The sequence below is a fragment of the Pseudomonas sp. NPDC089406 genome, assembly GCF_044900265.1.
Taxonomy (GTDB): domain Bacteria; phylum Pseudomonadota; class Gammaproteobacteria; order Pseudomonadales; family Pseudomonadaceae; genus Aquipseudomonas; species Aquipseudomonas fakonensis.
Window position 1 is genome coordinate 127636 of the sequence record NZ_JBJDNC010000001.1, and the last position, 25403, is coordinate 153038.

Genomic DNA, 25403 nt, shown 5'->3' on the forward strand with positions numbered 1-25403 from the left:
GCCGGCGATGAGGCCAGTACAGGCAGCGCAAGACAGTTGCTCCCACAGGTAAAGCGCCAGCTTGAGGCTTTGCCCGGTCCTGTGGGAGCGGGCTTGCCCGCGAAGGGGCGTACAGCGGCCCCAGTTTCGTTGACTGACTGGCATTAGCCCAACAGTGGCTCCCAGCAAGACTTCCTGCTGCCGTGGTTGCAGGGCCAGGCGCTAGCGTGGCCGCTCCCATTTTCAAGGAGCCACGCCCCATGAGCGTATTCACCGTCTACTTCTGCGGCACCGGCGCCACCGCCGGCGATGTCAGCAACCGCGACTACTGGAATGGCGAGCTGGTCTCGACCCTGGCCTTCAACGACCAGGGCCGCGAGTTCGCCCACAAGATCGTGGTCGACGGCCCCGGCAGCGGCAACCTGCACGACGACAACCTGTTCGTTGACGACCGCGACCACGGCCAGACCATGGGCACCTTGCTCGGCCATGGCTGGGAGGAGAACGTCGCCCACGCCCTGCAGATGATCAAGGGCAAGAGCCTGTGGTCGCGCGGCAGCCGCACCAAGGCCGAATACCAGCGCCTGAAGGACGCCGGTGTGCCGATACCCAACGCCGGGCGTAACGGCAACTGGTTCCGCGACCGCTACCACTATGGTGACCGCGAAGTGGTGCCCCAGGCGCTGCAGGAGCAGATCATCCAGACCTTCCGCAAACCGCTGATTCCCACCCAGGTCAACCTGGTGGGCTGGAGCCGCGGCGGCATCAGTTGCCACATGCTGGCCAATGCCATGGCCAGCGACCCGCAGCTGCGCGATGTGCCGGTGAACATCCTGGCACTGGACCCGGTGCCGGGCATCCTCAACGTGCAGGATGAACGCACCGGGTTGGCCGGCAACGTGCGTGAGTACGTAGGCTTTTTCGCCCGCGACGAGCGCTCCCGGGGCTTCGCCTGCGTAGTGCCGCAGGTGGCGGGCAGCACCCGCATGAGTATTTTCCCCATGCCCGGGCGCCATGCCACGCTGGTGGGCAATGCCTCGGCCACGGGGGAGGGCGCGGGTGATGCCTGCAAGGCGCCCGGGCTGATCGTGCGCCACCTGGCCGAACAAAGCCTGGCGCGCTGGGGCGTGGTGCTGGGCAACCGCCTGGCGCTGAGCGATGCGCAACTGATGCGCGAGCACCAGGCGCTGCTCAAGGATGACGCCACCTATACCGCCATGCGCAAGCATTCCTATACCTACGTCACCGAAGGCGAGGGCGACGAACGCAGGGTCCATCATGGGCCGCTGCGCAAGGCATTCAGCCTGGTGCGTGGCGAGCACATGGAGCCGAGCGACGGCCTGAGCCTGCGGCGCTGGGACCAGCACACTTACAAAGCATTGCGGTGAATCCTGAAATTATGGGTTTTTCGATTCATCGATCTTAAAAGTTATAACTAAAAAGGAAATTTTCCTTTACGAGCAAGCTGTGGCGGCATTATCTTCTGATTCGGCCGCCGCAGCGGCCAACGTCGCTCGGACGGTTCCGGGCGCTTACGTCTTCAGAGGAAACCATGGCCAACCCAGGTTCGCCGCGCCGCTTCGCGCGCATCGATCGTCTGCCCCCTTACGTGTTCAATATCACCGCCGAGCTCAAGATGGCCGCGCGCCGCCGTGGCGAGGACATCATCGACCTGAGCATGGGCAACCCCGACGGCGCCACCCCGGCGCACATCGTCGACAAGCTGGTGCAGGTCGCCCAGCGCGAAGACACCCATGGGTACTCCACCTCCCGTGGTATCCCGCGCCTGCGCCGGGCCATCTCCAACTGGTACAAGGAACGCTACGAGGTCGACATCGACCCGGAAAGCGAAGCCATCGTCACCATCGGCTCGAAAGAAGGCCTGGCGCACCTGATGCTGGCCACCCTCGACCAGGGCGACACCGTGCTGGTGCCCAACCCCAGCTACCCCATCCACATCTACGGCGCGGTAATCGCCGGTGCCCAGGTGCGTTCGGTGCCGCTGGTGCCGGGTGTGGATTTCTTCAACGAGCTGGAGCGGGCGATCCGCGAGTCGATCCCCAAGCCGAAGATGATGATCCTGGGCTTCCCGTCCAACCCCACCGCGCAGTGCGTCGAGCTGGACTTCTTCGAGCGCGTGGTGGCCCTGGCCAAGCAGTACGACGTGCTGGTGGTACACGACCTGGCCTACGCCGACATCGTCTACGACGGCTGGAAGGCGCCGTCGATCATGCAGGTGCCGGGGGCCAAGGATATTGCGGTGGAGTTCTTCACCCTGTCCAAGAGCTACAACATGGCCGGCTGGCGCATCGGCTTCATGGTCGGCAACCCCGAGCTGGTCAGCGCCCTGGCGCGCATCAAGAGCTACCACGACTACGGCACCTTCACCCCACTGCAGGTGGCGGCCATTGCCGCGCTCGAGGGCGACCAGCAGTGCGTGCGCGACATCGCCGAGCAGTACCGCCAGCGCCGCAACCTGCTGGTCAAGGGCCTGCACGAGCTGGGCTGGATGGTCGAGAACCCCAAGGCGTCGATGTACATCTGGGCCAAGATCCCCGAGCAGTATGCGCACCTGGGCTCGCTGGAGTTCGCCAAGAAGCTGTTGGCCGAGGCCAAGGTGTGCGTATCGCCCGGCATCGGCTTTGGTGAATACGGCGACGATCACGTGCGCTTTGCCCTGATCGAGAACCAGGACCGCATCCGCCAGGCCATCCGCGGCATTCGCCAGATGTTCCGCGCTGACAGCCTGGCCGGCAAGTAACCTCACCTCTGCAGGGGCTTACAGGTTCAGCACAGGCCAAAAGGCTACGCGATCCCTGTAGGAGCGGGCTTGCCCGCGAACACCGGCGAAGCCGGTGCCATCCACCGCGCTGCCTGCTTCGCGGCTAAAGCCGCTCCCACAGGGGCGGCGCTTGCCTCGGGCTTTGCCCGACCCTGCAGGAGCCGGCAAGCCGGCTCCTGCAGTCGATCTGCTCAGGCCACCGATCAGCGGCCATCTTTTTTTACATTCCCCCTCTTCTCAGCCGCTCTTGGCTGGATTACAAATAGCGCCGCGAGCGCTCGCTCCCATAACAACAACCTCCTTCCCTGGCCATCATGTCCGAACAGAACCCTTGCCTGACCTGCGGCGCCTGCTGCGGCTACTTTCGTGTGTCTTTCTTCTGGGGCGAATGCCAGTCTTCCGGTGGCCTGGTGCCCGACGACCTGGTGGTGCAAATCAACCCGACCCGCGTTGCGATGATCGGCACCGACGCCAAGCCCTGCCGCTGTGTGAGCCTGGGCGGCGAAATCGGCACCCAGGTGGCCTGCAACATCTATGAAAACCGCTCCAGCCCCTGCCGTGAGTTCGACGCCTCGTGGGAGCACGGCGTGCACAACCCCAGTTGCGACGATGCCCGGGCCGCCTATGGCCTGCCACCGCTGACCCCGCCCGGGGCGAACGAGCCGCACTGGCCGGATGACGGCGCCGAAGTGGCCTGATTGGCTGGCAAGGCTACGCAAGAGGTTGATCCGCAAGAAAACACTGGAACGTTTAAGTGCGTCACGTTTTGGCAAGTGGCCACTACCGTTCGTCGGTTGGATCCAACCCGTTTCGCCCTGTAGCCCGCGAAACACGTGGTGCTACGACAAAGTATTAACACCATTTGACCGCCCCGCGCGGCGTGCCCGGCGCCCCTGAGCGGCTACACATTCCCTCAAAGGAAAACTTGTAGCCAGGGTCAGGATGTTTGGCCGACGCGTGTCTTTGTTCACCTACCGCCGCACTGCTGCACACGCATTCAGGGACTGAACCGCCTGATCCACGAAGGAGCTCTCCGTGGACAGAAGCGTTGCCGCCCGTTTACCCGCTCGTCTTTCTCACCTGTCGCTGGCTGTCAGCCTGGCGGTGGGGGCCTTTGGCCTTGGCCTGTCGAGCGAGGAGGCGCTGGCTGCCTGCACGGTGGCGGGCTCGACCGTCACCTGCAGTGGCACTGGCACGGTGCTGGTGCCCAACAACTACAGCAACGCCACCAGCGGGCTGACGGTCAACGTACAAAGTGGCACCACCATGGGCGCCCCGTTGCTGGGCGGTGCGGCGCTGTCGCTGACTGGCAGCACCATCACCCTGAACAACTCCGGCACTGTCGACCCCTCGATCCTCGGGCTGCTCAGCGCGCTGACCACCGGCACCGTGGTGGGTAACACCGCTACCGCCGGCACCATCAACATCACCAACAATGCCGGCGGCTCGCTCAAGGGTACCGGCGGCTTGCTCGGGGCCAACCTGCTCAACCTCGATGGCATGGCGCTGGATGTGCGCAACGCCGCCGGTGGTGTCACCACCATCAGCAACGCCGGCACCATCGGCTCCTCGGCGCTGCTCGGGCTGACCCTGCTCAGCGAAGACACCCCGGTGGTGTCGGTAACCGGTGGCGGTACGGTGAATTTCACCAACACCGGCGCCATCATCGGCCGTACCGCCTTCCAGGCTTCGAGTACCGGCAACACCTTCACCAACGCAGGCTCCATCACCGGCAGCCTGTCGATGGGCGTCAACAGCACCAACCGCTTCAACGCCATCACCGGCTCCACCGTCAGTGCCGGGGCAGGCATCGGCATATCGCTATTGGTCACCGGCAACCCCAACCTGGCCTTTGCCGCAGCAGGCGTGGTCGACGGCGGTGCCGGCGGCACCAACACCCTGGCCCTGCAGAACGCCATCGGCGGCGGTAGCGGTACCGGCGGCAGCGGCACCATCAACGCCGCCAACTACATCAACTTCAACCGGCTGATCGTCAGCAGCGGCACCTGGAACCTGATCGGCAGTGTGCTCGGCGGCAGCACCGCCACCACCCTCAATGGCGGCATTCTGATCTTCGACAACGCCGCAGCCATGGGCAGCGGCGCCATCACCGCCAACGGCGGCACCCTGCAAGGCAGCATTGCCGGCCTTGCGCTGAGCAACGCGCTGACCCTCGGCAGCGGCGGGCTGACCATCGCCGGCGTGAACGACATGGGGCTGTCCGGCGTGCTGACCGGCACCGGCGGGCTGATCAAGAACGGCACGGGCCTTTTGACCCTGGCCAACAGCAACACCTACAGCGGCGGCACCACCCTGTCCGCTGGCGGCCTCAACCTGGGCAGTGCCACCGCACTGGGCAGCGGTACCCTGAACGTCACCGGCGCTTCTACCCTGCAGGGCAATACCGCGCTGACCCTGGGCAACGCCGTCACCCTGAACGCCGCACTGACCTTGCCCGGCAGCAATGCCCTGGCCCTCGGCGGCTTGGTCAGCGGCACCGGCTCGCTGGTCAAAAGCGGCACCGGCAACCTCACCCTGAGCGGCGCCAACACCTACAGCGGCGGCACCAGCCTGGCCGGTGGCACCCTCACCGTGGGCAATAACAACGCGCTGGGCACCGGCGCGCTGACCCTCACCGGCAACGGTACTCTGGACGCCAGCACCGCCGTCACCTTGGGCAACAACATCGCCCTGGGCGCCAACACCCTGACCCTGCCGGGCAACAACGCCACCACCCTGAGCGGGGTGATCGGTGGGACTGGCGCGCTGGTAAAAAGCGGCACTGCCGGCCTGACCCTGAGCGGCAACAACACCTACAGCGGCGGCACCACCCTCAATGCCGGCACCCTCACCGTCGGCAACAGCAATGCCCTGGGCACTGGTGCCCTGACCCTGGGCGGCAATGCCAACCTCGATGCCAGCACTGCCGTGACCCTGGCCAACGCCGTCAACCTCGGCGCCAATACCCTGAGCCTGCTGGGCACCAGCGCCACCACCCTGGGCGGGGTGATCAGCGGCACCGGCGCGCTGGTGAAAAGCGGCAGCGCGGGCCTGACGCTGAACGGCAACAACACCTACAGCGGCGGCACCACCCTCAACACCGGCACCCTGACCGTGGGCAACAACAATGCCCTGGGCGGCGGCGCGCTGACCCTGGGCGGCAACGCCAGCCTCGATGCCAACACGGCGGTCAGCCTGGCCAACGCCGTCAACCTCGGCGCCAACACCTTGAGCGTGCTGGGCAGCAACGCCACCACCCTGGGCGGTGTGATCGGCGGTACCGGCGCGCTGGTGAAAAACGGCACTGCCGGCCTTACGCTCAACGGCAACAACACCTACAGCGGCGGCACCACCCTCAACGCCGGCACGCTCACCGTGGGCAACAACAACGCCCTCGGCACCGGCGCGCTGACCCTGGGCGGCAACGCCAGCCTGGACGCAGGCGTAGCGGTCAGCCTGGGCAACGCGGTCAACCTCGGGGCCAACACCCTGACCCTGCCGGGCACCTCGGCCGCCACCCTCAGTGGCGTCATCAGCGGCAGCGGTGCGCTGATCAAGAACGGCAGCACCAACCTGACCCTGAGCGGCACCAACACCTTCAGCGGCGGCCTGAACCTCAACGCCGGCACCCTGACCCTGGCCAGCGCCGCGGCCCTGGGCACCGGCGCGCTGACCGTCGGCGGCGCCTCGGTGCTGGCCAACAGCAGCGCCATGGCCCTGAACAACGCGGTCAATCTGGGCGCCAACCTCACCCTCAGCGGCGCCAACCCGCTGACCCTGGGCGGTGTCATCAGCGGCACCGGCGGGTTGGTGAAAAACGGCGCCAGCAGCCTGACCCTGACCGGTGCCAACACCAACACCGGCAACACCACCCTCAACGCCGGCAGCCTGGTAGTCGGCAGCAACACCGCGCTCGGCAGCGGTGCGCTGAATGCCGCCGCCGGCACCAGCCTGGACAGCAACGTCGCCGGCCTGAACCTGGCCAACGCCCTGAACCTGGCCGGCAGCCTGGCGGTGCAGGGCAGCAACAACCTCACCCTCAGCGGCGTGATCGCAGGTGTCGGCGGCCTGACCAAGAACGGCAGCAGCAGCCTGACCCTGACCGGTGCCAATACCAACACCGGCAATACCACCCTCAACGCCGGCACCCTGGTGCTCGGCAACAACACCGCACTGGGTACCGGCGCATTGAACGCCGCCGCCGGCACTACCGTGGATGCCAGCACCGCCGTCACCCTGGCCAACGCGGTCAACCTGGCAGGCGCCGTCAACATTGGCGGCACTGCCAACCTGGGCCTGGGCGGGGTCATCGCCGGCACAGGCTCGCTGGTCAAGAACGGCGCCGCCGGCCTGACCCTGAGCGGCAACAACACTTTCAGCGGCGGTACCACCCTCAACGCCGGCACTCTCACCGTGGGCAACAACAATGCCCTGGGCACTGGCGCCCTGACCCTGGGCGGCAATGCCAGCCTCGATGCCAGCACCGCCGTCACCCTGGGCAACGCCGTCAACCTCGGCGCCAACACCCTGAGCCTGCTGGGCACCAGCGCCACCACCCTGGGTGGTGTGATCAGCGGTACCGGCGCATTGATCAAAAACGGTGCTGCGGCCCTGACCCTGAGCGGCAACAACACTTATCAAGGCGGCACCACCCTCAACGCCGGCACCCTGATCGCCGGCAACGACAACGCCCTGGGCACCGGCGCGTTGACCCTGGGCGGCAACGCCAGCCTGGATGCCAGCGCCGCGGTCAACCTGGCAAACGCCGTCAACCTCGCCGGCAACACCCTGAGCGTGCTGGGCAGCAACGCCACCACCCTGGGCGGGGTGATCAGCGGCACCGGCGCGTTGGTGAAAAGCGGCAGCGCCAGCCTTGCGCTGAACGGCAACAACACCTTCAGCGGTGGTACCACCCTCAATGCCGGCACGCTCACCGTGGGCAACAACAATGCCCTGGGCACTGGCGCCCTGACCCTGGGCGGCAACGCCAACCTCGATGCCAGCACTGCCGTATCCCTGGCCAACGCCGTCAACCTCGGCGCCAATACCCTGAGCCTGCTGGGTACCAGCGCCACCACCCTGGGCGGCGTGGTTAGTGGTACTGGTGCGCTGGTCAAAAGCGGCAGCGCAGGCCTGACCCTCAACGGCAACAACACCTACAGCGGTGGTACCACCCTCAACGCCGGCACCCTCACCGTGGGCAACAACAACGCCCTGGGCATCGGTGCACTGACCCTGGGCGGCAACGCCGCCCTGGATGCCGGCGTGGCCGTCAACCTGGGCAACGCCATCAACCTGGGCAGCAGCAACCTGACCCTGCCGGGCACCAGCGACACCACCCTGGCCGGGGTAATCAGCGGCACCGGCAGCTTGATCAAGAATGGCGCCAGCAACCTCACCCTGAGCGGCGCCAACACCTTCAGCGGCGGCCTCAACCTCAACTCCGGCACCCTGACCCTGGCCAGCGCCGCTGCCCTGGGCACCGGCGCGCTGAACGTCGGTGGCGCCGCCACCCTGGCCAACACCACGGCCATGACCCTGAACAACGCCGTCAACCTGGGCGCCAACCTGACCCTGGCCGGCACCAACAACCTCAACCTGGCCGGCGTGGTCAGCGGCACCGGCGGCCTGGTGAAAAACGGCAGCGGCGTGCTCACCCTGACCGGCAACAACACCCAGAGCGGCGCCACCACCCTCAACGCCGGCACCCTGGTGGTCGGCAGCAACAGCGCATTGGGTACCGGTGCGCTGAATACCGCCGCCGGCACCACGCTGGACGCCAGCACCGCCGTCACCCTCGCCAACGCCGTTAACCTGGGCGGAGGCCTGACCATCGCCGGCAGCGCCAACCTGGGCCTGGGCGGGGTGGTCAGCGGCACCGGCTCGCTGGTCAAGAACGGCAGCGCCAGCCTGACCCTGAACGGCAACAACACTTATCAAGGCGGCACGACCCTCAATGCCGGTACCCTGATCGCCGGCAACGACAACGCCCTGGGCACCGGCGCGTTGACCCTGGGCGGCAATGCCAGCCTCGACGCCAACACGGCGGTCAACCTGGCCAACGCGGTCAACCTCGGCGCCAACACCCTGAGCCTGCTGGGCACCAGCGCCACCACCCTGGGTGGTGTGATCAGCGGTACCGGCGCACTGGTGAAAAACGGCAGCGCGGGCCTGACGCTCAACGGCAACAACACCTACAGCGGCGGCACCACCCTCAACGCCGGCACCCTCACCGTGGGCAACAACAACGCCCTGGGCACGGGTGCCCTGACCTTGGGCGGCAATGCCAACCTCGACGCCAGCACCGCTGTCAGCCTGGGCAACGCCGTCAACCTGGCCGGCAACACCCTGACCCTGCCGGGCACCGCGGCCACCACCCTGGGCGGCGTGATCAGCGGCACCGGCGCGTTGGTCAAAAACGGCAACAACAACCTCACCCTGAGCGGCGCCAACACCTTCAGCGGCGGCCTGACCCTCAACGCCGGCACCCTGACCCTGGCCAACGCCGCGGCCCTGGGCACCGGCGCGCTGACCGTCGACGGCGCCTCGGTGCTGGCCAACAGCAGTGCCCTGGCCCTGAACAACGCGGTCAACCTGAACGCCAACCTGACCGTCAGCGGCGCCAACCCGCTGGCCCTCAATGGCGTGCTCAGCGGCACCGGCGGGCTGATCAAGAACGGCAGCAGCACCCTGACCCTCAACGGCAACAACACCCAAAGCGGCGCCACCACCCTCAACGCCGGCACCCTGGTAGTCGGCAGCAACACCGCGCTGGGCAGCGGCGTGCTGAACGCCGCCGCCGGCACCAGCCTGGACAGCAACACCGCCGGGCTGAACCTGGCCAACAACTTCAACCTGGCCGGCAACCTGAACCTGCCGGGCAGCAACGACCTCACCCTCAGCGGCGTGATCGCAGGTGCCGGCGGCCTGACCAAGAACGGCAGCAGCACCCTGACCCTGACCGGCAGCAACACCAACAGCGGCGCCACCAACCTCAACGCCGGCACCTTGGTGCTGGGCAACGCCAACGCCCTGGGCAGCGGTGTGTTGAACGCAGCGGCCGGCACCCACCTGGACAACAGCACCGCACTGACCCTGGCCAACGCCGTTAACCTGGCCGGCGACCTGACCGTGGACGGCAGCGCCGACCTGGGCCTGGCCGGCCTGGTCAGCGGCGCCGGCAGCCTGGTCAAGGACGGCGCCAGCACCCTGACCCTGAGCGGCAACAACACCTACCAAGGCGGCACCACCCTCAACGCCGGCGGCCTGGTGCTCGGTACCGGCGCCTCGCTGGGCACCGGCAAGCTCACCGTGGCTGGCGCCGGCACCCTGGGCAACAGCGCGGCAATCACCGTCGGCAACGCCATCACCCTGGACGACGACCTGACCCTGGCCGGGGTCAACGACCTGACCCTCGGCGGCCTGATCGACGGCACCGGCAGCCTGATCAAAAACGGCAACGCCACCCTCACCCTCACCGGCAGCAACACCTACAGCGGCGGCACTCAGCTCAACGGCGGCGGCCTGGTGCTGCACAACGGCAGCGCCATCGGCACGGGCACGCTGACGGTCGGCGCCGCTTCGACCCTGGACAACACCGACACCATCACCCTGGGCAATGCCGTCAACCTGGGCGCCGACCTGACGCTGGCCGGCAGCAACGGCCTGACCTTGGGCGGCGTGGTCAGCGGGGCAGGGCAGTTGATCAAGGACGGCAACACCACCCTGACCCTCGATGGCAACAACAGCTACAGCGGCGGCACCGTGCTCAATGCCGGCGGGCTGATCGTCGGCAGCAACACCGCCCTGGGCAGCGGCGCCCTGAACGTGAACGGCGCTGCCAGCCTGGACAACAGCGTCGTGGCCAACCTGGGCAACGACATCCTGCTGGGCAACGACCTGACCCTCGGCGGCAGCAACGACCTCACTCTCAGCGGCGACCTAAGCGGCGTCGGCGGCCTGATCAAGAACGGCCTGGCCGACCTCACCTTAAGCGGCAACAACACCTTCACCGGCGCCATCGACCTGGTGGGCGGCAGCCTCACCACCGTCGGTGGCACCGCCTTGGGCAACGCCTCGTCGCTGAACGTCGGCGCCGGTGCCTCGCTGAACCTCGGCGCCAGCGCCAGCGTCGGTGGCCTGAGCGGCGCCGGTGCGGTGAACCTGGGCGCCGGCAGCAACCTCAGCGTGGGCAGCAACAACCTCGACAGCGTGTTCAGCGGCGCCCTGGCCGGCAGTGGCGGGCTGATCAAGAACGGCAGCGGCAGCCTGGAGCTGTCGGGCATCAACGTGATCGGTGGCAGCGCCACGGTCAATGCCGGCACCCTCGACGTCACAGGCTCGCTGGCCTCGGCCGGTGTGCAGGTCAACAGCGGCGGCACCCTGACCGGTACCGGCAGCGTGCTGGGCGCGGTGGACATCGCCAATGGCGGGCACCTGGCGGCCAACAGCGGCGCCACCCTGAGCACTGGCAGCCTGACCCTGCACAGCGGCTCGATCTTCGACGTTGGCCTGGGCAGCCCGGCCACCGGCGGCACCGCGCTGGTCAACGTCAACGGCAACCTCACCCTCGACGGCACCCTCAACGTCAGCGACATCGGCGGCTTTGGCGTGGGTATCTACCGCCTGATCGACTACACCGGCAGCCTGACCGACAACGGCCTGCTGATCGGCAGCGTGCCGGGCAGCGTGCTGCCGGGCGACCTCGAGGTGCAGACCTCGGTCGGCAGCCAGGTCAACCTGCTGGTGGGCGGCGCCGCTGGCGGCGTGCAGTTCTGGGATGGCAGCAACACCGTGGCCAACGGCGCGGTCGACGGCGGCAACGGCACCTGGGGCGGCGCCACCAACAACTGGACCGACGTCAACGGCACCCTCAACAGCGCCTGGGGCGGCAGCTTCGCGATCTTCCAGGGCGCGGCCGGCACCGTCACTGTGGTGGGTACGCAAACCGCCACCGGCCTGCAGTTCGTCACCAGCGGCTATACCCTGGCCGGCAGCGGCGGCCTGAACCTGGTCAACGGCAGCAACGGCGCCTTCGCCGTACGGGTCGACCCCGGCGCGACCGCCACGATCAACGTCGGGCTGTCGGGCAGCGGCACCCTCGGCAAGCTGGATACCGGCACCCTGGTGCTGGGCGGCGCCAACAGCTACACCGGCGGCACCCTGCTGCAGGGCGGCACTATCGTTGTGGGCAACAACAGCGCCCTGGGCAGCGGCCAGGTCAGCGCGGCGGCCAATACCACCCTGGACAGCAACACCGCCGTCACCCTGGCTAACGCCTTCGCCCTGGGCGGCGCCTTCACCGTGGCCGGCAGCGCCGATCTGGGCCTGAGCGGCGTGGTGTCCGGTGCTGGCAGCCTGATCAAGAACGGCGCCGCCAACCTGACCCTGAGCGGCGCCAACAGCTACAGCGGCGGCACCACCCTCAACGCCGGTAGCCTCACTGTGGGCAATGCCCAGGCGCTGGGCACTGGCGGCCTGGTGGTGGGCGGCAACGCCAGCCTGGCCGGCACCGGCAACCTCAGCCTGAACAACACCATTGCGCTCAACGCCAACCTGACCCTGGCAGGTGCCAACAACCTCACCCTCAACGGCAACATCAGCGGCACCGGCCAACTGATCAAGAACGGCACCAGCACCACCACCCTCAACGGCAGCAACAGCTACAGCGGCGGCACCACGCTCAATGCCGGCACGCTCATACTCGGCAGCAACGGCGCCTTGGGCACGGGCGCGCTGAGCGCCTCGGGCGGCACCACACTGGGCAGCACCGGCAACATCACCCTGGCCAACCAGATCAACCTGCTGGGCAACCTCACCCTGGCCGCCGCACAGAACATGGTGCTCAACGGCGACATCAACGGCATCGGCGGGCTGATCAAGAACGGCGCCGGCAGCCTGACCCTGGCCGGCAACAGCAGCTACCTGGGCAACACCGCACTCAACGCCGGCACCCTGGTGCTGGGCAACAACAATGCCCTGGGCCTGGGCACGCTCAACGCCGCCAACGGCACCACTCTGGACAGCAGCACGGCCGTCACCGTGAACAACGCGGTCAACCTGGCCGGCAACCTGAACCTGGCCGGCAACAACGACCTGACCCTCAATGGCCTGGTCAACGGTGTCGGTGGCCTGACCAAGAACGGCGCCGCCAACCTGACCCTCAACAACAGCAACCTCTACCTCGGTGGCACCACCCTCAACGCCGGCACCCTGACCCTGGGCAACAACGGCGCCCTGGGCAGCGGCACTCTCACCGTCGCTGGCGCCGCCACTCTGGCCAGCAACACCGCGCTGGGCAACGTCACCAACCAGGTGCTGCTCAACGCCGGCCTGACCGTGGCCGGCAGCAACGACCTGGCCCTCAACGGCGCGATCAGCGGCAGCGGCAGCCTGACCAAAACCGGCAGCGGTAACCTCACCCTGGGCAGCGCCAACAGCTACACCGGTGGCACCACCCTGGCCGCTGGCACCCTGACATTGGGCAACAACACCGCCCTGGGCAACGGCAGCCTGGCAGTCACCGGCAACAGCACCCTGGCCAGCATTGGCGTGCTGCAAGTGGGCAACGCCATCGGCCTGGGCAACGCCGCCACGCTGGCGGTCAACAACGCCCAGACCCTCACCCTGGGCGGCGTGATCAGTGGCAGCGGTGCCCTCGACAAGCAGGGCAGTGGCCAGCTGATTCTCAACGGCGCCAACATCTACAGCGGTGGCACCACGCTGGAGGCCGGCAGCCTGTTGCTGGGCAACGCCAGCGCCCTGGGCAGCGGCGCGCTGAACGTCACCGGCGACAGCAGCCTGGACAGCAGCCAGGCCCTGGCCCTGGCCAACAACGTCAATCTCAATGGCGGCAACCTGACTGTCAGCGGCAGCAACGAGCTGGCCCTGAACGGCGTGGTTGGCGGCAGCGGCCAACTGGTCAAAAACGGCAACGCCAACCTGACCCTGGGCAGTGCCAACAGCTACAGCGGCGGCACCCTGCTCAACGGCGGCACCCTGACCGTGGGCAACGACGCGGCGCTGGGCAGCGGCGACCTGAGCGTGGCCGGCAACGCCAACCTGGCCACCCTGGGCGACACCACCCTGGCCAACGACGTGCAACTGGGCGGCACCCTCAACCTGACGGGCACCGACGACCTGACCCTGAACGGGCAGATCGACGGCCTGGGTAACCTGGTCAAGAATGGCAGCGGTACCCTGACCCTGAACGGCAGCAACACCTACCTGGGCGGCACCACCCTCAACGGCGGTACCGTATTGGCGGGCGCCGACGGCGCCCTGGGCACCGAGCTGATCACCGTTGCCGGGGCCTCGACCCTGGGCAGCACCGGCACCGTGAACCTGGGCAACAACCTCAATCTCAACGCCGGGCTGACCGTCGACGGCGCCAACGACCTGACCCTGGCCGGCACCATCAATGGCAGCGGCGGGCTGGTCAAGCAGGGCAGCGGCAACCTGACCCTGGGCGGCAACAACGGCTACCAGGGCGGCACCGACCTTGCTGCCGGCACCCTGACCCTGACCAGCAGCGGCGCCCTGGGCGTTGGCGGGCTGAACGTCACCGGCGATGCCACCCTGAGCAACGCCGCGGCCATGGTGCTGGGCAATGCGGTGGATATCGCCGGCGGCACCACCCTGACCCTCGACACCCCCAATGCGCTGGTGGTCAGTGGCGATATCAGCGGCAGCGGCAGCCTGGTCAAGACTGGCCTGGACGATGCCACCCTGGTCACCGCCAAGAGCCTGACCGGCGCTGTGGATATCCAGGCCGGCTCCCTGACCCTGCTGGGCTCGGGCGTGCTCGACAGCGTGTCGGGCATCAATATCGGCAGCTCCGGCGTCCTGAACATGGACGGCGACGCCAACCTGGCCAGCCTCACCGGCAGCGGCCAGGCAGTGATTGGCACTGGCGCCACCTTGAGCGTCGGCAGCAACAACAGCGACAGCCTATTTGCTGGCGCCTTCAGCGGCTCGGGCAACTTGAACAAGGTCGGCACCGGTACCCTTACCCTCAGCGGCATCAGCACCCTCGGCGGCACCGGCCAGGTCAGCGGCGGCACCCTCAAGGTCGACGGCAGCCTGACCAGCGCCGGCCTGAACGTGGCCAGCGGCGCCAGCCTGAGCGGTAGCGGCAACGTGGGCGGGCCGGTGACCATCGCCAGCGGCGGCCACCTGGTCGGCAGCAGCGGCAACACCCTCGGCCTGGGCTCGCTGGTACTGAACAGCGGCTCGATCGTCGACGTTGGCCTGGGTGCACCTTCCACCGGCGGCACTGCGCTGTTCAACGTGGGCGGCAACCTGACCCTGGACGGCACTCTCAACGTCAGCAACATCGGCGGCTTCGGCAACGGCGTGTACCGCATCTTCGACTACGGCGGCGTACTCACCGACAACGGCCTGGACTTCGGCAGCCTGCCAGCCGGCGTCAGCGTCGGCGACCTGAGCCTGCAAACCAGCCTGGCCAACCAGGTCAACCTGCTGGTCGGCAGCAACGGCCAGAGCATCCTGTTCTGGGACGGCAGCCAGACCACCGCCAACGGCCAGGTGGACGGCGGCAGCGGCACCTGGAATGCCGGCAACAGCAACTGGACCGACCTCAACGGCACCAACAACAGCACCTGGAACAGCAGCTTCGCGGTGTTCCAGGGCAATGCCGGCAACGTTACCCTGGTCGGCAGCCAGACCGTCAACGGCCTGCAGTTCGTGACTAACGGCTACCACCTGCTGGCCGGTGCCGGCGGGGTGCTCAACCTGGTCAACGGCAGCAGCGGCGACACCAGCGTGCGGGTCGACCCGGGCGCCATCGCCACCCTCGATGTGGGTGTGGCCGGCAGCGGCACGCTGAACAAGCTCGACACCGGCACCCTGGTGCTCAACGGCAACAACAGCTACAGCGGCGGCACCCTGCTCAGCGGCGGCACCCTGATCGTCGGCAGCAACACCGCGCTGGGCACCGGCACCCTGAGCACCACCGCCGGTACCATCCTCGACAGCAACCAGGCCGTGACCCTGGGCAACGCCATCAACCTCACCGGCCCGCTGAACCTGGCCGGCAGCAACAGCCTCGGCCTGACCGGCAACATCAGCGGCACCGGCGCCCTGGTCAAGGCCGGCAGCACCAGCTTGCTGCTGTCGGGCAACAACAGCTACAGCGGCGGCACCCTGCTCAACGCCGGCAGCCTGGTGGTCGGCAGCAACACCGCCCTGGGCACCGGTACGCTGAACGCTGCCGGCGGCACCAGCCTGGACAGCAGCCAGGCGGTGAGCCTGGCCAACAATGCCAACCTGGCCGGCGTATTCAACGTGCTGGGCAGCAACGACCTGACCCTGGGCGGCACCCTGGTCGGCGCCGGCAGCCTGGTCAAGAGCGGCAACGCCAGCCTGACCCTCAACGGCGCCAGCACCTACAGCGGCGGTACCGTGCTGCAGGCCGGCACCTTGGTGCTGGGCAATGACGCGGCCCTGGGCAGCGGCGGCCTGAACGTCACCGGCACCGGCAACCTGGACACCAACACCTCGGTGACCCTCGGCTCGCCAGTAACCGTCGGCGGCACCCTCAACGTGCTGGGCAGCAACGACCTGGAACTGGCCGGCGTGCTCAGCGGCGCCGGCACGCTGAACAAAAGCGGCGCGGCCGACCTGACCCTGTCGGGCAACAACACCTTCAGCGGCATCATCAACCTGCTGGCCGGCAGCCTGAGCACCGTCGGCACCACCGCCCTCGGCACCCAGAGCGCGCTGAACGTCAGCAGCGGCGCCAGCCTCAACCTGGACGGCAACACCACCCTGGGCACCCTCAACGGCAATGGCGCGGTACAGATTGCCGCCGGCAACAGCCTGGGCGTGCAGGGCGGCCTGTTCGGCGGCAACATCGGCGGTACCGGCACCCTCAACAAGCAAGGCAGTGGCAACCTGACCCTGAGCGGCAGCAACAGCCACACCGGCACCACCAATGTGCAGGGCGGCAGCCTGCTGGTGAACGGCAGCCTGGCCAGCAGCACGGTCAACGTTGCCAGCGGCAGCACCTTGGGCGGCACCGGTAGCCTCAGCGGCAGTGTGGTGGTGGCCAACGGCGGCACCCTGGCTGTCAGCAGCGGCAACACCCTCAGCGTCGGCAACCTGACCCTGGGCAACGCTTCCAGCTTCAACGCCGCCCTCGGCGCGCCGCTGGGCAGCACGCCGCTGGTCAGCGTGGCCAACAACCTGACCCTGGGCGGCACCCTCAACATCACCGACGTCGGCGGTTTCGGCGCCGGGGTGTACCGCCTGTTCAACTACGGCGGCTCGCTGGTCAACAACGGCATGGCCATCGGCAGCACTCCGGTGCCGGCCAGCGACCTGACCGTGCAGACCAGCGTCGCCAACCAGGTCAACCTGGTGGTCGGCGGGGCCAACAACGTGCTGTTCTGGGACGGCAGCCAAAGCGTGCCCAATGGCTCGATCGACGGCGGCAGCGGGGTGTGGGACGCCACCAACAGCAACTGGACCGATGCCGACGGCGTGCTCAATACCCCCTGGAACGACACCTTTGCGGTGTTCCAGGGCCTGGCCGGCACCGTCACCGTGGACGGCAGCCACAGCCTCAGCGGCATGCAGTTCGTCACCGACGGCTATGTGCTCGACGGCGGTACCGGTGGCGAGCTGCTGACCAGCGGCACCACCAACCTGCGGGTCGACCCCAACGCCACCGCCACTCTCAACGTCGCCATCAATGGCACGGGCAGCCTGGTCAAGTTCGACACCGGCACCCTGGTGCTGAACGCTGCCAACGGCTACAGCGGCGGCACCACCCTCAACGGCGGCACCCTGGTGGTGGGCAACGACAGCGCCCTGGGCAGCGGCACCCTGACCGCCGCCGCCGGCACCACCCTGGACAGCAACACCGCCGTCACCCTGGCCAACAACGCCGTGCTCAACGGCGCCGTGGGCATTGGCGGCAGCAACGCTCTGGAGCTGGCCGGCAACATCAGCGGCAGCGGCGGCCTGATCAAGAACGGCAACGCCGAGCTGACCCTGAGCGGCAGCAACAGCTACACCGGCGGCACCCTGATCAACGCCGGCAGCGTGGTCGGCAACAGCAGCAGCCTGCAGGGCGCCATCATCAACAACGCCGCGCTGACCTTCGAGCAGAACAGCAACGGCAGCTACACCGGCAACCTCACCGGCACCGGCACCCTGAGCAAGACCGGCACCGGCGAGCTGCTGCTGACCGGCAACAACACCCTGACCGGTGCCACCACCGTCAGCTCCGGCACCTTGCTGGTCAACGGTCGCCTCGACAGCACCAGCGTGCAAGTGGGCACCGGCGCCACCCTGGGCGGCACCGGCACCCTGGCCGGTGCCGTGCAGATCCAGAACGGCGCCACCCTGGCCGCCGGGCAAAGCGCCACGCCGCTGTCGGTGGGCAGCCTGAGCCTGGCCTCCGGCAGCGCCCTGGACTTCTCCCTCGGCGCCCCCAACGCCGCCACCACGGTGGTCAACGTAGCCGGCAACCTGACCCTGGACGGCACCCTCAACATCACCGATGTCGGCGGTTTCGGCCCGGGCGTGTACAGCCTGTTCAACTATGGCGGCAGCCTGACCGACAACGGCCTGGTGTTCGGCGCCATCCCCGGCAGCGTGGCGCTGGGCGACCTGAGCCTGCAGACCGCCATCGCCAACCAGGTCAACCTGGTGGTGCAGGGCGCACCGGGCTCGCTGCAGTTCTGGAACGGCAGCAAGACCACCGCCGACGGCACCATCAGCGGCGGCAACGGCACCTGGGGCAGCAGCGGCACCAGCAACTGGACCGACTCCACCGGCGCCAACAGCGAGACCTGGGGCGGGCAGTTCGCGGTGTTCGGTGGCCAGGCCGGCACCGTCACCGTGCAGGGCAACCAGACCTTCACCGGCATGCAGTTCCTCAGCAGCGGCTACCAGCTTGTGGCTGGCAACAATGGCAGCCTGACCGCCACCAACGGCACCGGCGGCACCTTGGCCGCCATGCGGGTAGATGCCGGCGCTACGGCGCTGATCAGCGCGCCGATCGTCGGCAGTGGCGGCATCGAGAAGCTCGATTCCGGCACGCTGATTCTGTCTGGCGCCAACACCTACACCGGCGGTACCACCGTCAGCGGCGGCACCCTGGCCGGCAACACCACCAGCCTGCAGGGCAACATCGCCAACAACGCCAGCCTGGTGTTCGTGCAGGCGGCCAACGGTACCTTCAACGGCAGCCTGACCGGTACCGGCACCACCACCAAACAGGGCACCGGCACCTTGCTGCTGACCGGCAACCAGGCCTTCAGCGGCGCCTTCAACGTCAACCAGGGCGTGCTCGAAGTGGGCAACGCCGCCAACCCTGGCGCCAGCCTGGCCGCCGCGGTGACCGTGGCCAACGGCGCCGCGCTGACCGGCACCGGCAGCGTCGCCAGCCTGACCAACCAGGGCACGGTGATGCCCGGCAAGGGCGGTAACCTGACGGTTACCGGCAACTTCACCAACGCCGCCAGCGGCACCCTGGCCATCGACCTGGCCGCCAACCCTGTGAGCTACCTGAACGTCGGCGGCACCGCCAACCTGGGTGGCAGCCTGCAGGTGGTCAATCTGGCCGGTTTCACCGGCAGTGCCCAGTACACGGTGGTCAATGCCACGGGCGGTATCAACGGCACCTTCGCCAGCACCAACCTGAGCAACTCGGCGTTCCTCAGCAGCTCGCTGGACTACGGCGCCAACGAGGTGACCCTGTCGCTGCGGCGCAACAGCCTGGGCTTCATGCGTGTGGCTGCCAGCCCCAACCAGGCAGGTGTGGCGGCAGCCCTGAGCGGGCCGGGCGCGCCGACGGAGATTGTCAACAACCTGCTGCCGCTGAGCGTGGCTCAGGCCCAGGCAGCGTTCGACAGCTTGTCGGGTGAGATCCACGCCAGCACCGCCACCACGCTGATCGAGGACTCGCGCTATCTGCGCGAGGCCGCCAACGACCGCATGCGCCAGGCCGACTGCACCCAGCAGGACGACCCGCGCCGCACCCTGGCACCGACGGCCAACCAGCAGCTCACCAGCGAAGGTTGCCAGGGCCAGGCGGTGGGTTGGATGCGTGCCATCGGTGGTTGGGGCAGCTACGACGCCAGCAGTGGCGCCGCCAGTGTCGACCGCCAGTTGCAAGGCTTCCTGCTGGGCGTGGACAAGGCGCTGGACGACCAGTGGAAGGTCGGCGTTGCCGCCGGCTACACCAACTCAAGCATCGATGCGCACCGCCGCAGCTCGGATGCCACGGTCGACAGCTACCACCTGCTGACTTACCTCAATTACCAGCTCGACGCCTTCTCGGCGCGCCTGGGTGCCAGCTACACCTGGCACGATATCGAGACCAAGCGTGATGTTGCGGTGGGCGCCTATAACGACCGGGTGAAAGCCAAGTACAAGGCGCGCAGTGCCCAGGTGTTCGGCGAGCTGGGCTATGCCATCGACGCCGGCAACGGCGTGGCGCTCGAGCCGTTCGCCGGGCTGGCCTATGTCAACTACGACAGCGACACCGCCCACGAGAAGGGCGGGGCAGGGCGGTTGTCTGGCAGTGTCGAGCAGGATGTGACCTATTCGACCCTGGGTGTTCGGATTGGCAAGCGCATCGAACTGAGCAAGGGCAACAGCATTACCCCACGCTTGTCGGTGGGCTGGCGACATGCCTTTGGCGATGACCAGCCCAGCGCCGACCTGCGCTTCAGCGAAGGCGGCAGTGGCTTCAGCACCTCGGGCGTGCCGATTGCCAAGGATGCGGCGGTGGTCGAGGCCGGGCTGGACATGTCGGTCGGTGAGAGCGGCAAGCTGGGGATCGGGTATTCCGGGCAGTTGTCCAGCGAGGCGAAGGACCATGGGGTGGTGGTGAGCTTCAGTATGGGGTTCTGAGGGCTGTGGCCCATCGCGGGGTCTGTAATGGCTGTGTGGGGGCGGGGTTGCCCTGCCAGTTTTTGGGTGGCGGTTGGCAGTGGGTTGAGTTGGGGCCTGCAGGTTCCTGGCTGTCGGTTGTATCAGGGCATACAGGTGCTCGCCACAACCCTTGCAGCGCCTATGAGATCGAGCGCCGCCCGCGCGGCGCTTCGCGGGTAAACCCGCTCCCACAGTTTGTTTCGGTCCAATTATTCCTGTGAAAGTACCGGCGCCTGCCTTGGTACATGCCTTGAGTCATGTGGGGCGGCGGCAACGCACACGCTGAAACCGCGTCGGACCAACAAGGCGGACCAGGTGATGACACAGGACAGACTGGCCCGAAACAAACTGTGGGAGCGGTTTTACCCGCGAAGCGCCGCGCGGGCGGCGCTCGATCTGATAGGCGCTGCAAGGGTTGTGGCGAGCACCTGTAAGCCCTGATGCAATCCATAGACAGGCCCCTGTATGCCCTGATGCAACCTCAAGACAGGCACCCCAAATCCTGTAAGACATTTCCCAACTTGAAACCAAATCCTTCAGCCGAGCCAAGTTTCGGACCTATCCTACGCGCCTGTCGGAAGCTGCCGCATTGGCTGGGAAATACCCCGGGGGTAACGTCGCTGGGTCGTCACATTTGGCGACCGGGTGTGAGAAGCCCGGCGTGTTCCCACCAGGCTTGCCAGTTATGGCAGCCGTGCGCGTGCAGGCTCCGGTCTGGCCGTGGTGGAATGGGACACGGTCTTCTCACCTCGCGTACGGCTGCCACCCATATCTGTGAGAAGGATGGGGGTGGTTGTTTCTGACAACTTTCCCGTTCGGTAAGCCAATGAAAAAGATCGTTCCAGATCCACCTTTTCCAATCCCCTACCTCACCATCATCCAGGACCTCACCCCCGAGGCCGCCATGGCCCACGCCGCCAACCTGATGGAAACACTGGTCGACACCGTCCACGCCTACGTCGAATGCCCGCAACAGCACCGCCCCGGCATCATGCTGGAGAACTCGGCCATCCTGTCCCACCTGGTGGTCCTGCTGATCAACCACGCCATTGTGCGGAGGGAAGAGCCATGACCGATGAGTCTTCACAGGGGATGACCCGGGGCAAGACCACCTGCCTCGAGCTGTTCCGCATCCAGCCGGGCGTCCCGTTCGAGCAGGCGTTCAGTGACCTGTCGGTGCTGCTGGGCTGCATTTCCCACCTGACCACCGAAGCCGAAATGGAGAACGACCGCAAAGCCGGCAGCGCCGCGCGGATTCTCAGCGGGTTGGCCAAAGGGTTGATCGATGACATGGAGCTGGGGATGAACCGGGCGAGGTGAGGGGCGGGCTGGTAGGTGCATGCCTTTGGATGGCGTCTGGGCATGCAGGTGCATGTCTGTGAATCGCATCAGGGCTTACAGGTGCCCGCCGAAAGGTTTGCAGCGCCTATCAGATCGAGCGCCGCGCGGGCGGCGCTCGATCTCGAGGGCGCTGCAGGGCTCCCGTCGAACACCTCTCAGCCCTGATGCAACCCCAAGACAGGCATTGCGGCTAACCAAGATCTTTATATTTGCCAGGGTAGGTCCTCAAACCACTTGCAAATGCCCATAAGTGAAAAAAGAACATGCAAAAACAAAATATAAGTGAGCCGGGCAGGAGTGTTGAGTAAAGCTCGGTTATGGCAGGTGCCTTTGCGAGTTCTTTGTGTTGGGCGAGGTATAAATAAAGAGCGCCAAGTATGGCGTTGTAAATATACCCAGCAATGACGACGATCAGTAATGGATCTTTCTTCATCAAGTAGTGCCGGATGTTCAATGAGACGAACACGTCTGCGGCAAAGAAAAGAATGACTGTCATGATCACTTTTTGAAGTACTCCACGATCATCTGATACGCCGTGATGCCGCTCACCGCCCCTTCAAAAAACAGCGTGCTGACCCCCATCAATCGAAATGCGCGAACACGATCGATATCGTGATATTTGTATAAGCGCCATGCCCCTGGCTTCAGCGGTTTACGGAAAAACACCCCATATCCCGCCATCCCCAAATCTGCCGAATAATAAGCAAGGTTTCCCTCTCTCTCGCCATACCCCAGCTTCTTCGCTGCCTCTTGATATCCCTTGCGAATGGGCCCCACGGTGTCATCTCTCCCGTTCCATAAGTTATTTCCATTTTCATAAATGTTGTTTACACCATGGGCAAATACAGGAGCGCCGAAATAGCTGCATAGACCCGGGCCTGTCGCACAGGCCCCCGCCCCTGCGCCACCTTGTCCGCCACCTGCTTGGCGAAATACGCCACCTCCCGGTTGAACATCACCCGCCCCATCCCGTGGCGCAAATGCCGCGCACTGACGCTGCAGGCGTATGCCGTCAACCGCGTGGCGGCCTGGTTCACCTCCCAGTAATCAGGCCCGAGCGGGTAGTTGCCTTGCCGGGCGCTCATTCTGCGTCGCGCCAGGCGGCGTGGGCTGAGGTGCTGCCGGTGTGGTGAATCCAGCTGATGTCGCGGTAGCGGATGGCCAGGTGCTCCTGCGCCTCCTGGTCGCTTTGCAGCATGCTGTGGGGCATGTCGACTCGTTGTTCCACCAGCACCGCGCCGGACAGCTTGAGGGTGAAGTAACGCTCCAGGTGCCCGGCCGGGTTGGTGCGGTAGAAGTTGAAGTCGCAGTCCAGCCGTTCGCCGCTGTCGATGGCCTGGGCCAGTAGCGGGGAGGCCTTATCGACGAATTTGGTGACCAGCACTGGCTGGTGCAGGGCACGCTGGTTGTTGTCGCCGCTGAGAATCTGATGGGCCAGCGACAGCACCATCACCTCGTCGGTGTGGCCGCTGCGGCAATGTTTGCCAATCGAGGCCTCGCTAGAGCAGCCAGCGGAAATCAGGCCCTGGCGGGCGCCGTTGATGGACAGGTATCCGTGAAAAGCCATGGGGGATCACTCCTTCGAAATGGAAGTGAAACCCTAAAGGGATGATGGGGGCCGGGTCTGCCGGACCGGTCTGTCGGTGGTTTCGGACGTTGCCTCATGGTTTGCAGGCGTTTGCCTACAGGAATGTGGTGGGGTTAAACATTGGGAAATTGGGGGAGGGGATGGCATCGGCGCAGGCAGGTGCCTGTCTGTGAATTGCATCAGGGCTTACAGGTGCCCGCCGAAAGTTTTGCAGCGCCTATGCGATCGAGCGCCGCCCGCGCGGCGCTTCGCGGGTGAACCCGCTCCCACAGTTTGTTTCGGGCCAATTATGCCTGTGAAAGTACCGCTGTCCGCCTTGGTGCACGCCTTGAGTCATGTGCAGCGGCGGCAACGCACATGCTGAAATCGCGTCGAACCAACAAGGCGGACCAGGTGATGGCACAGGACAGACTGGCCCGAAACAAACTGTGGGAGCGGGTTTACCCGCGAAGCGCCGCGCGGGCGGCGCTCGATCTGATAGGCGCTGCAAAACTTTCGGCGAGCACCTGTAAGCCCTGATGCAATCCAAAGACAGACCCTTGCATGCCCCGGTGCAACCTCAAACCAGCCCACCCCTGCGCCTTTCCCCCCCTACCTCCCACACCTCCCCTGACGCTAGACTGTCATCTCCCCCACAATCGGACAGGAGTCCCGGCGTGCCCGACCCCCGCAGTTTCCCCAGCGACTTGTGCCTCGACAGCCCACGCCTGCAACTGCGCCCCATGCGCCATGGCGATGCGCAGCGCTGGCTGACCATCATGGCCGACCCCGAAGTGATGCGTTACTGGTACCACGCCCCCTGGCAAACCCTGGCCGAGGCCGAAAGCGCCCTGGCCGCCGACCGTGAAGCCTACGCCAGCGGCCAGATGCTCAAACTGGGCATGTACCGCCGCGACAACGGCGAGCTGATCGGCATGGTGCAGCTGTTCAACCTCGACCAGCCCTCGCGCCGCGGCGAGATCGGCTACTGCCTGGCCCGCGAGGTACAAGGCCGTGGCTACATGGACGAGGCGCTGACCTGCTTCATCGACTACCTGGCCCACACCCTGCACCTGCGCCGTCTGGAAGCCGAAATCGACCCGCGCAACCAGGGCTCGGCACGCACCCTGGAGCGTCAGGGCTTCGTGCTCGAAGGCACGCTGCGCGCGCGCTGGTGCGTGGCCGGCGAGCTGTCGGACTCGGGCTTGTACGGGCTGCTGCTGGAACCGCCGGTTGCATAAAGCGCGTGGCAATGGATAACATCCGGTAACGATTCTCACTTACGTCCCGGTAATTCCATGCCCGCAGCCGACACGCCGAGCCCGTACCCGCTCGAACAGCTGTACACCGAGCACCATGGCTGGCTGTTCGGCTGGCTGCGGCGCAAGCTGCGTTGCTCGCACCGCGCGGCGGACCTGGTGCAGGACACCTTCGTGCGCATTCTGGCCTCGCGCGATGCACTGCTGGGCATGCGTGAGCCGCGGGCCTATCTGAGCACCACGGCGCGCCGCCTGGTGATCGACCAGGCCCGCCGCCAGCAGATCGAAAACGCCTACCTGGCCGAGCTTGCGCTGACCGTCGAGGCCCTCGACGGGCACCAGTCGCCGGAGCGCATCCTGCTCACCCTCGAAGCCCTGGAGCAGATCGCCTTCCTGCTCGAAGGCCTGCACCCCAACGCCCGCGCGGCTTTTGTCGGTTACTACCTGGACGAACTCAGCCAGCCACAGATCGCCGAGCGCCTGGGCATTTCGCCGCGCATGGTGCGCAAGTACCTGGCCCAGGCTCTGGTGCATTGCCACCAGGCGCTGGACCTGGGCGAGGGCTGAG

General features: G+C 66.6%; 11 protein-coding genes. 8 read left to right on the forward strand and 3 right to left on the reverse strand.

Annotated elements, in window-relative coordinates:
• The first annotated feature begins 239 nt into the window (after nucleotides 1-239).
• From ACI2KK_RS00585 to ACI2KK_RS00610, 6 genes are all read left to right on the forward strand, one after another.
• Nucleotides 240-1367: a hypothetical protein gene (locus tag ACI2KK_RS00585; RefSeq protein WP_404667496.1), complete on the forward strand. Its 1128-nt coding sequence runs from the start codon at nucleotides 240-242 to the stop codon at nucleotides 1365-1367.
• Nucleotides 1368-1531: 164 nt separating this feature from the next.
• The gene (gene alaC / locus ACI2KK_RS00590) at nucleotides 1532-2740 is read left to right on the forward strand and encodes an alanine transaminase (RefSeq protein ID WP_404667497.1); all 1209 of its coding nucleotides are present in this window, start codon (nucleotides 1532-1534) and stop codon (nucleotides 2738-2740) included.
• Nucleotides 2741-3075: 335 nt separating this feature from the next.
• Nucleotides 3076-3459 carry a YkgJ family cysteine cluster protein gene (locus ACI2KK_RS00595; protein WP_404667498.1) on the forward strand — a complete coding sequence of 128 codons (384 nt, stop codon included), beginning with the start codon at nucleotides 3076-3078 and terminating at the stop codon, nucleotides 3457-3459.
• 337 nt (nucleotides 3460-3796) lie between these two features.
• Nucleotides 3797-20647, forward strand: coding sequence for an autotransporter-associated beta strand repeat-containing protein (locus ACI2KK_RS00600; protein WP_404667499.1), 16851 nt, complete (start codon nucleotides 3797-3799; stop codon nucleotides 20645-20647).
• A gap of 847 nt (nucleotides 20648-21494) precedes the next feature.
• Nucleotides 21495-21740, forward strand: a complete 246-nt coding sequence (locus ACI2KK_RS00605; protein ID WP_404667500.1) for a hypothetical protein — start codon at nucleotides 21495-21497, stop codon at nucleotides 21738-21740.
• Nucleotides 21737-21988, forward strand: a complete 252-nt coding sequence (locus tag ACI2KK_RS00610; RefSeq protein ID WP_404667501.1) for a DUF3077 domain-containing protein — start codon at nucleotides 21737-21739, stop codon at nucleotides 21986-21988. Before ACI2KK_RS00605 ends, ACI2KK_RS00610 begins: the two co-directional genes overlap by 4 nt.
• Nucleotides 21989-22199: 211 nt before the next feature.
• Here ACI2KK_RS00610 and ACI2KK_RS00615 read toward each other — a convergent pair whose 3' ends face one another.
• The 3 genes from ACI2KK_RS00615 to ACI2KK_RS00625 are packed head-to-tail and all read right to left on the reverse strand — an operon-like array spanning nucleotide 22200 to nucleotide 23576.
• Nucleotides 22200-22505 (reverse strand): hypothetical protein, encoded by a 306-nt coding sequence (locus ACI2KK_RS00615; protein WP_404667502.1) that lies wholly within the window; start codon nucleotides 22503-22505, stop codon nucleotides 22200-22202.
• Nucleotides 22506-22507: 2 nt separating this feature from the next.
• Nucleotides 22508-23053 carry a DUF4225 domain-containing protein gene (locus ACI2KK_RS00620; RefSeq protein WP_404667589.1) on the reverse strand — a complete coding sequence of 182 codons (546 nt, stop codon included), beginning with the start codon at nucleotides 23051-23053 and terminating at the stop codon, nucleotides 22508-22510.
• A gap of 37 nt (nucleotides 23054-23090) precedes the next feature.
• Nucleotides 23091-23576 carry an Hcp family type VI secretion system effector gene (locus tag ACI2KK_RS00625; protein WP_404667503.1) on the reverse strand — a complete coding sequence of 162 codons (486 nt, stop codon included), beginning with the start codon at nucleotides 23574-23576 and terminating at the stop codon, nucleotides 23091-23093.
• Nucleotides 23577-24253: 677 nt separating this feature from the next.
• On the opposite strand from ACI2KK_RS00625, the gene ACI2KK_RS00630 reads away from it, so the two are divergent.
• Nucleotides 24254-24817, forward strand: coding sequence for a GNAT family N-acetyltransferase (locus ACI2KK_RS00630; protein ID WP_217886429.1), 564 nt, complete (start codon nucleotides 24254-24256; stop codon nucleotides 24815-24817).
• Nucleotides 24818-24874: 57 nt separating this feature from the next.
• Nucleotides 24875-25402 carry a sigma-70 family RNA polymerase sigma factor gene (locus ACI2KK_RS00635; protein WP_404667504.1) on the forward strand — a complete coding sequence of 176 codons (528 nt, stop codon included), beginning with the start codon at nucleotides 24875-24877 and terminating at the stop codon, nucleotides 25400-25402.
• Nucleotide 25403 lies beyond the last annotated feature (1 nt).

What these genes read in the sequence shown, in the direction of transcription:
- ACI2KK_RS00585 (WP_404667496.1), top strand. Translation starts at nt 240, where the DNA reads ATGAGCGTATTCACCGTCTACTTCTGCGGCACCGGCGCCACCGCCGGC.
- alaC (WP_404667497.1), top strand. Translation starts at nt 1,532, where the DNA reads ATGGCCAACCCAGGTTCGCCGCGCCGCTTCGCGCGCATCGATCGTCTG.
- ACI2KK_RS00595 (WP_404667498.1), top strand. Translation starts at nt 3,076, where the DNA reads ATGTCCGAACAGAACCCTTGCCTGACCTGCGGCGCCTGCTGCGGCTAC.
- ACI2KK_RS00605 (WP_404667500.1), top strand. Translation starts at nt 21,495, where the DNA reads ATGAAAAAGATCGTTCCAGATCCACCTTTTCCAATCCCCTACCTCACC.
- ACI2KK_RS00610 (WP_404667501.1), top strand. Translation starts at nt 21,737, where the DNA reads ATGACCGATGAGTCTTCACAGGGGATGACCCGGGGCAAGACCACCTGC.
- ACI2KK_RS00615 (WP_404667502.1), bottom strand. Translation starts at nt 22,505, where the DNA reads ATGACAGTCATTCTTTTCTTTGCCGCAGACGTGTTCGTCTCATTGAAC.
- ACI2KK_RS00625 (WP_404667503.1), bottom strand. Translation starts at nt 23,576, where the DNA reads ATGGCTTTTCACGGATACCTGTCCATCAACGGCGCCCGCCAGGGCCTG.
- ACI2KK_RS00635 (WP_404667504.1), top strand. Translation starts at nt 24,875, where the DNA reads ATGCCCGCAGCCGACACGCCGAGCCCGTACCCGCTCGAACAGCTGTAC.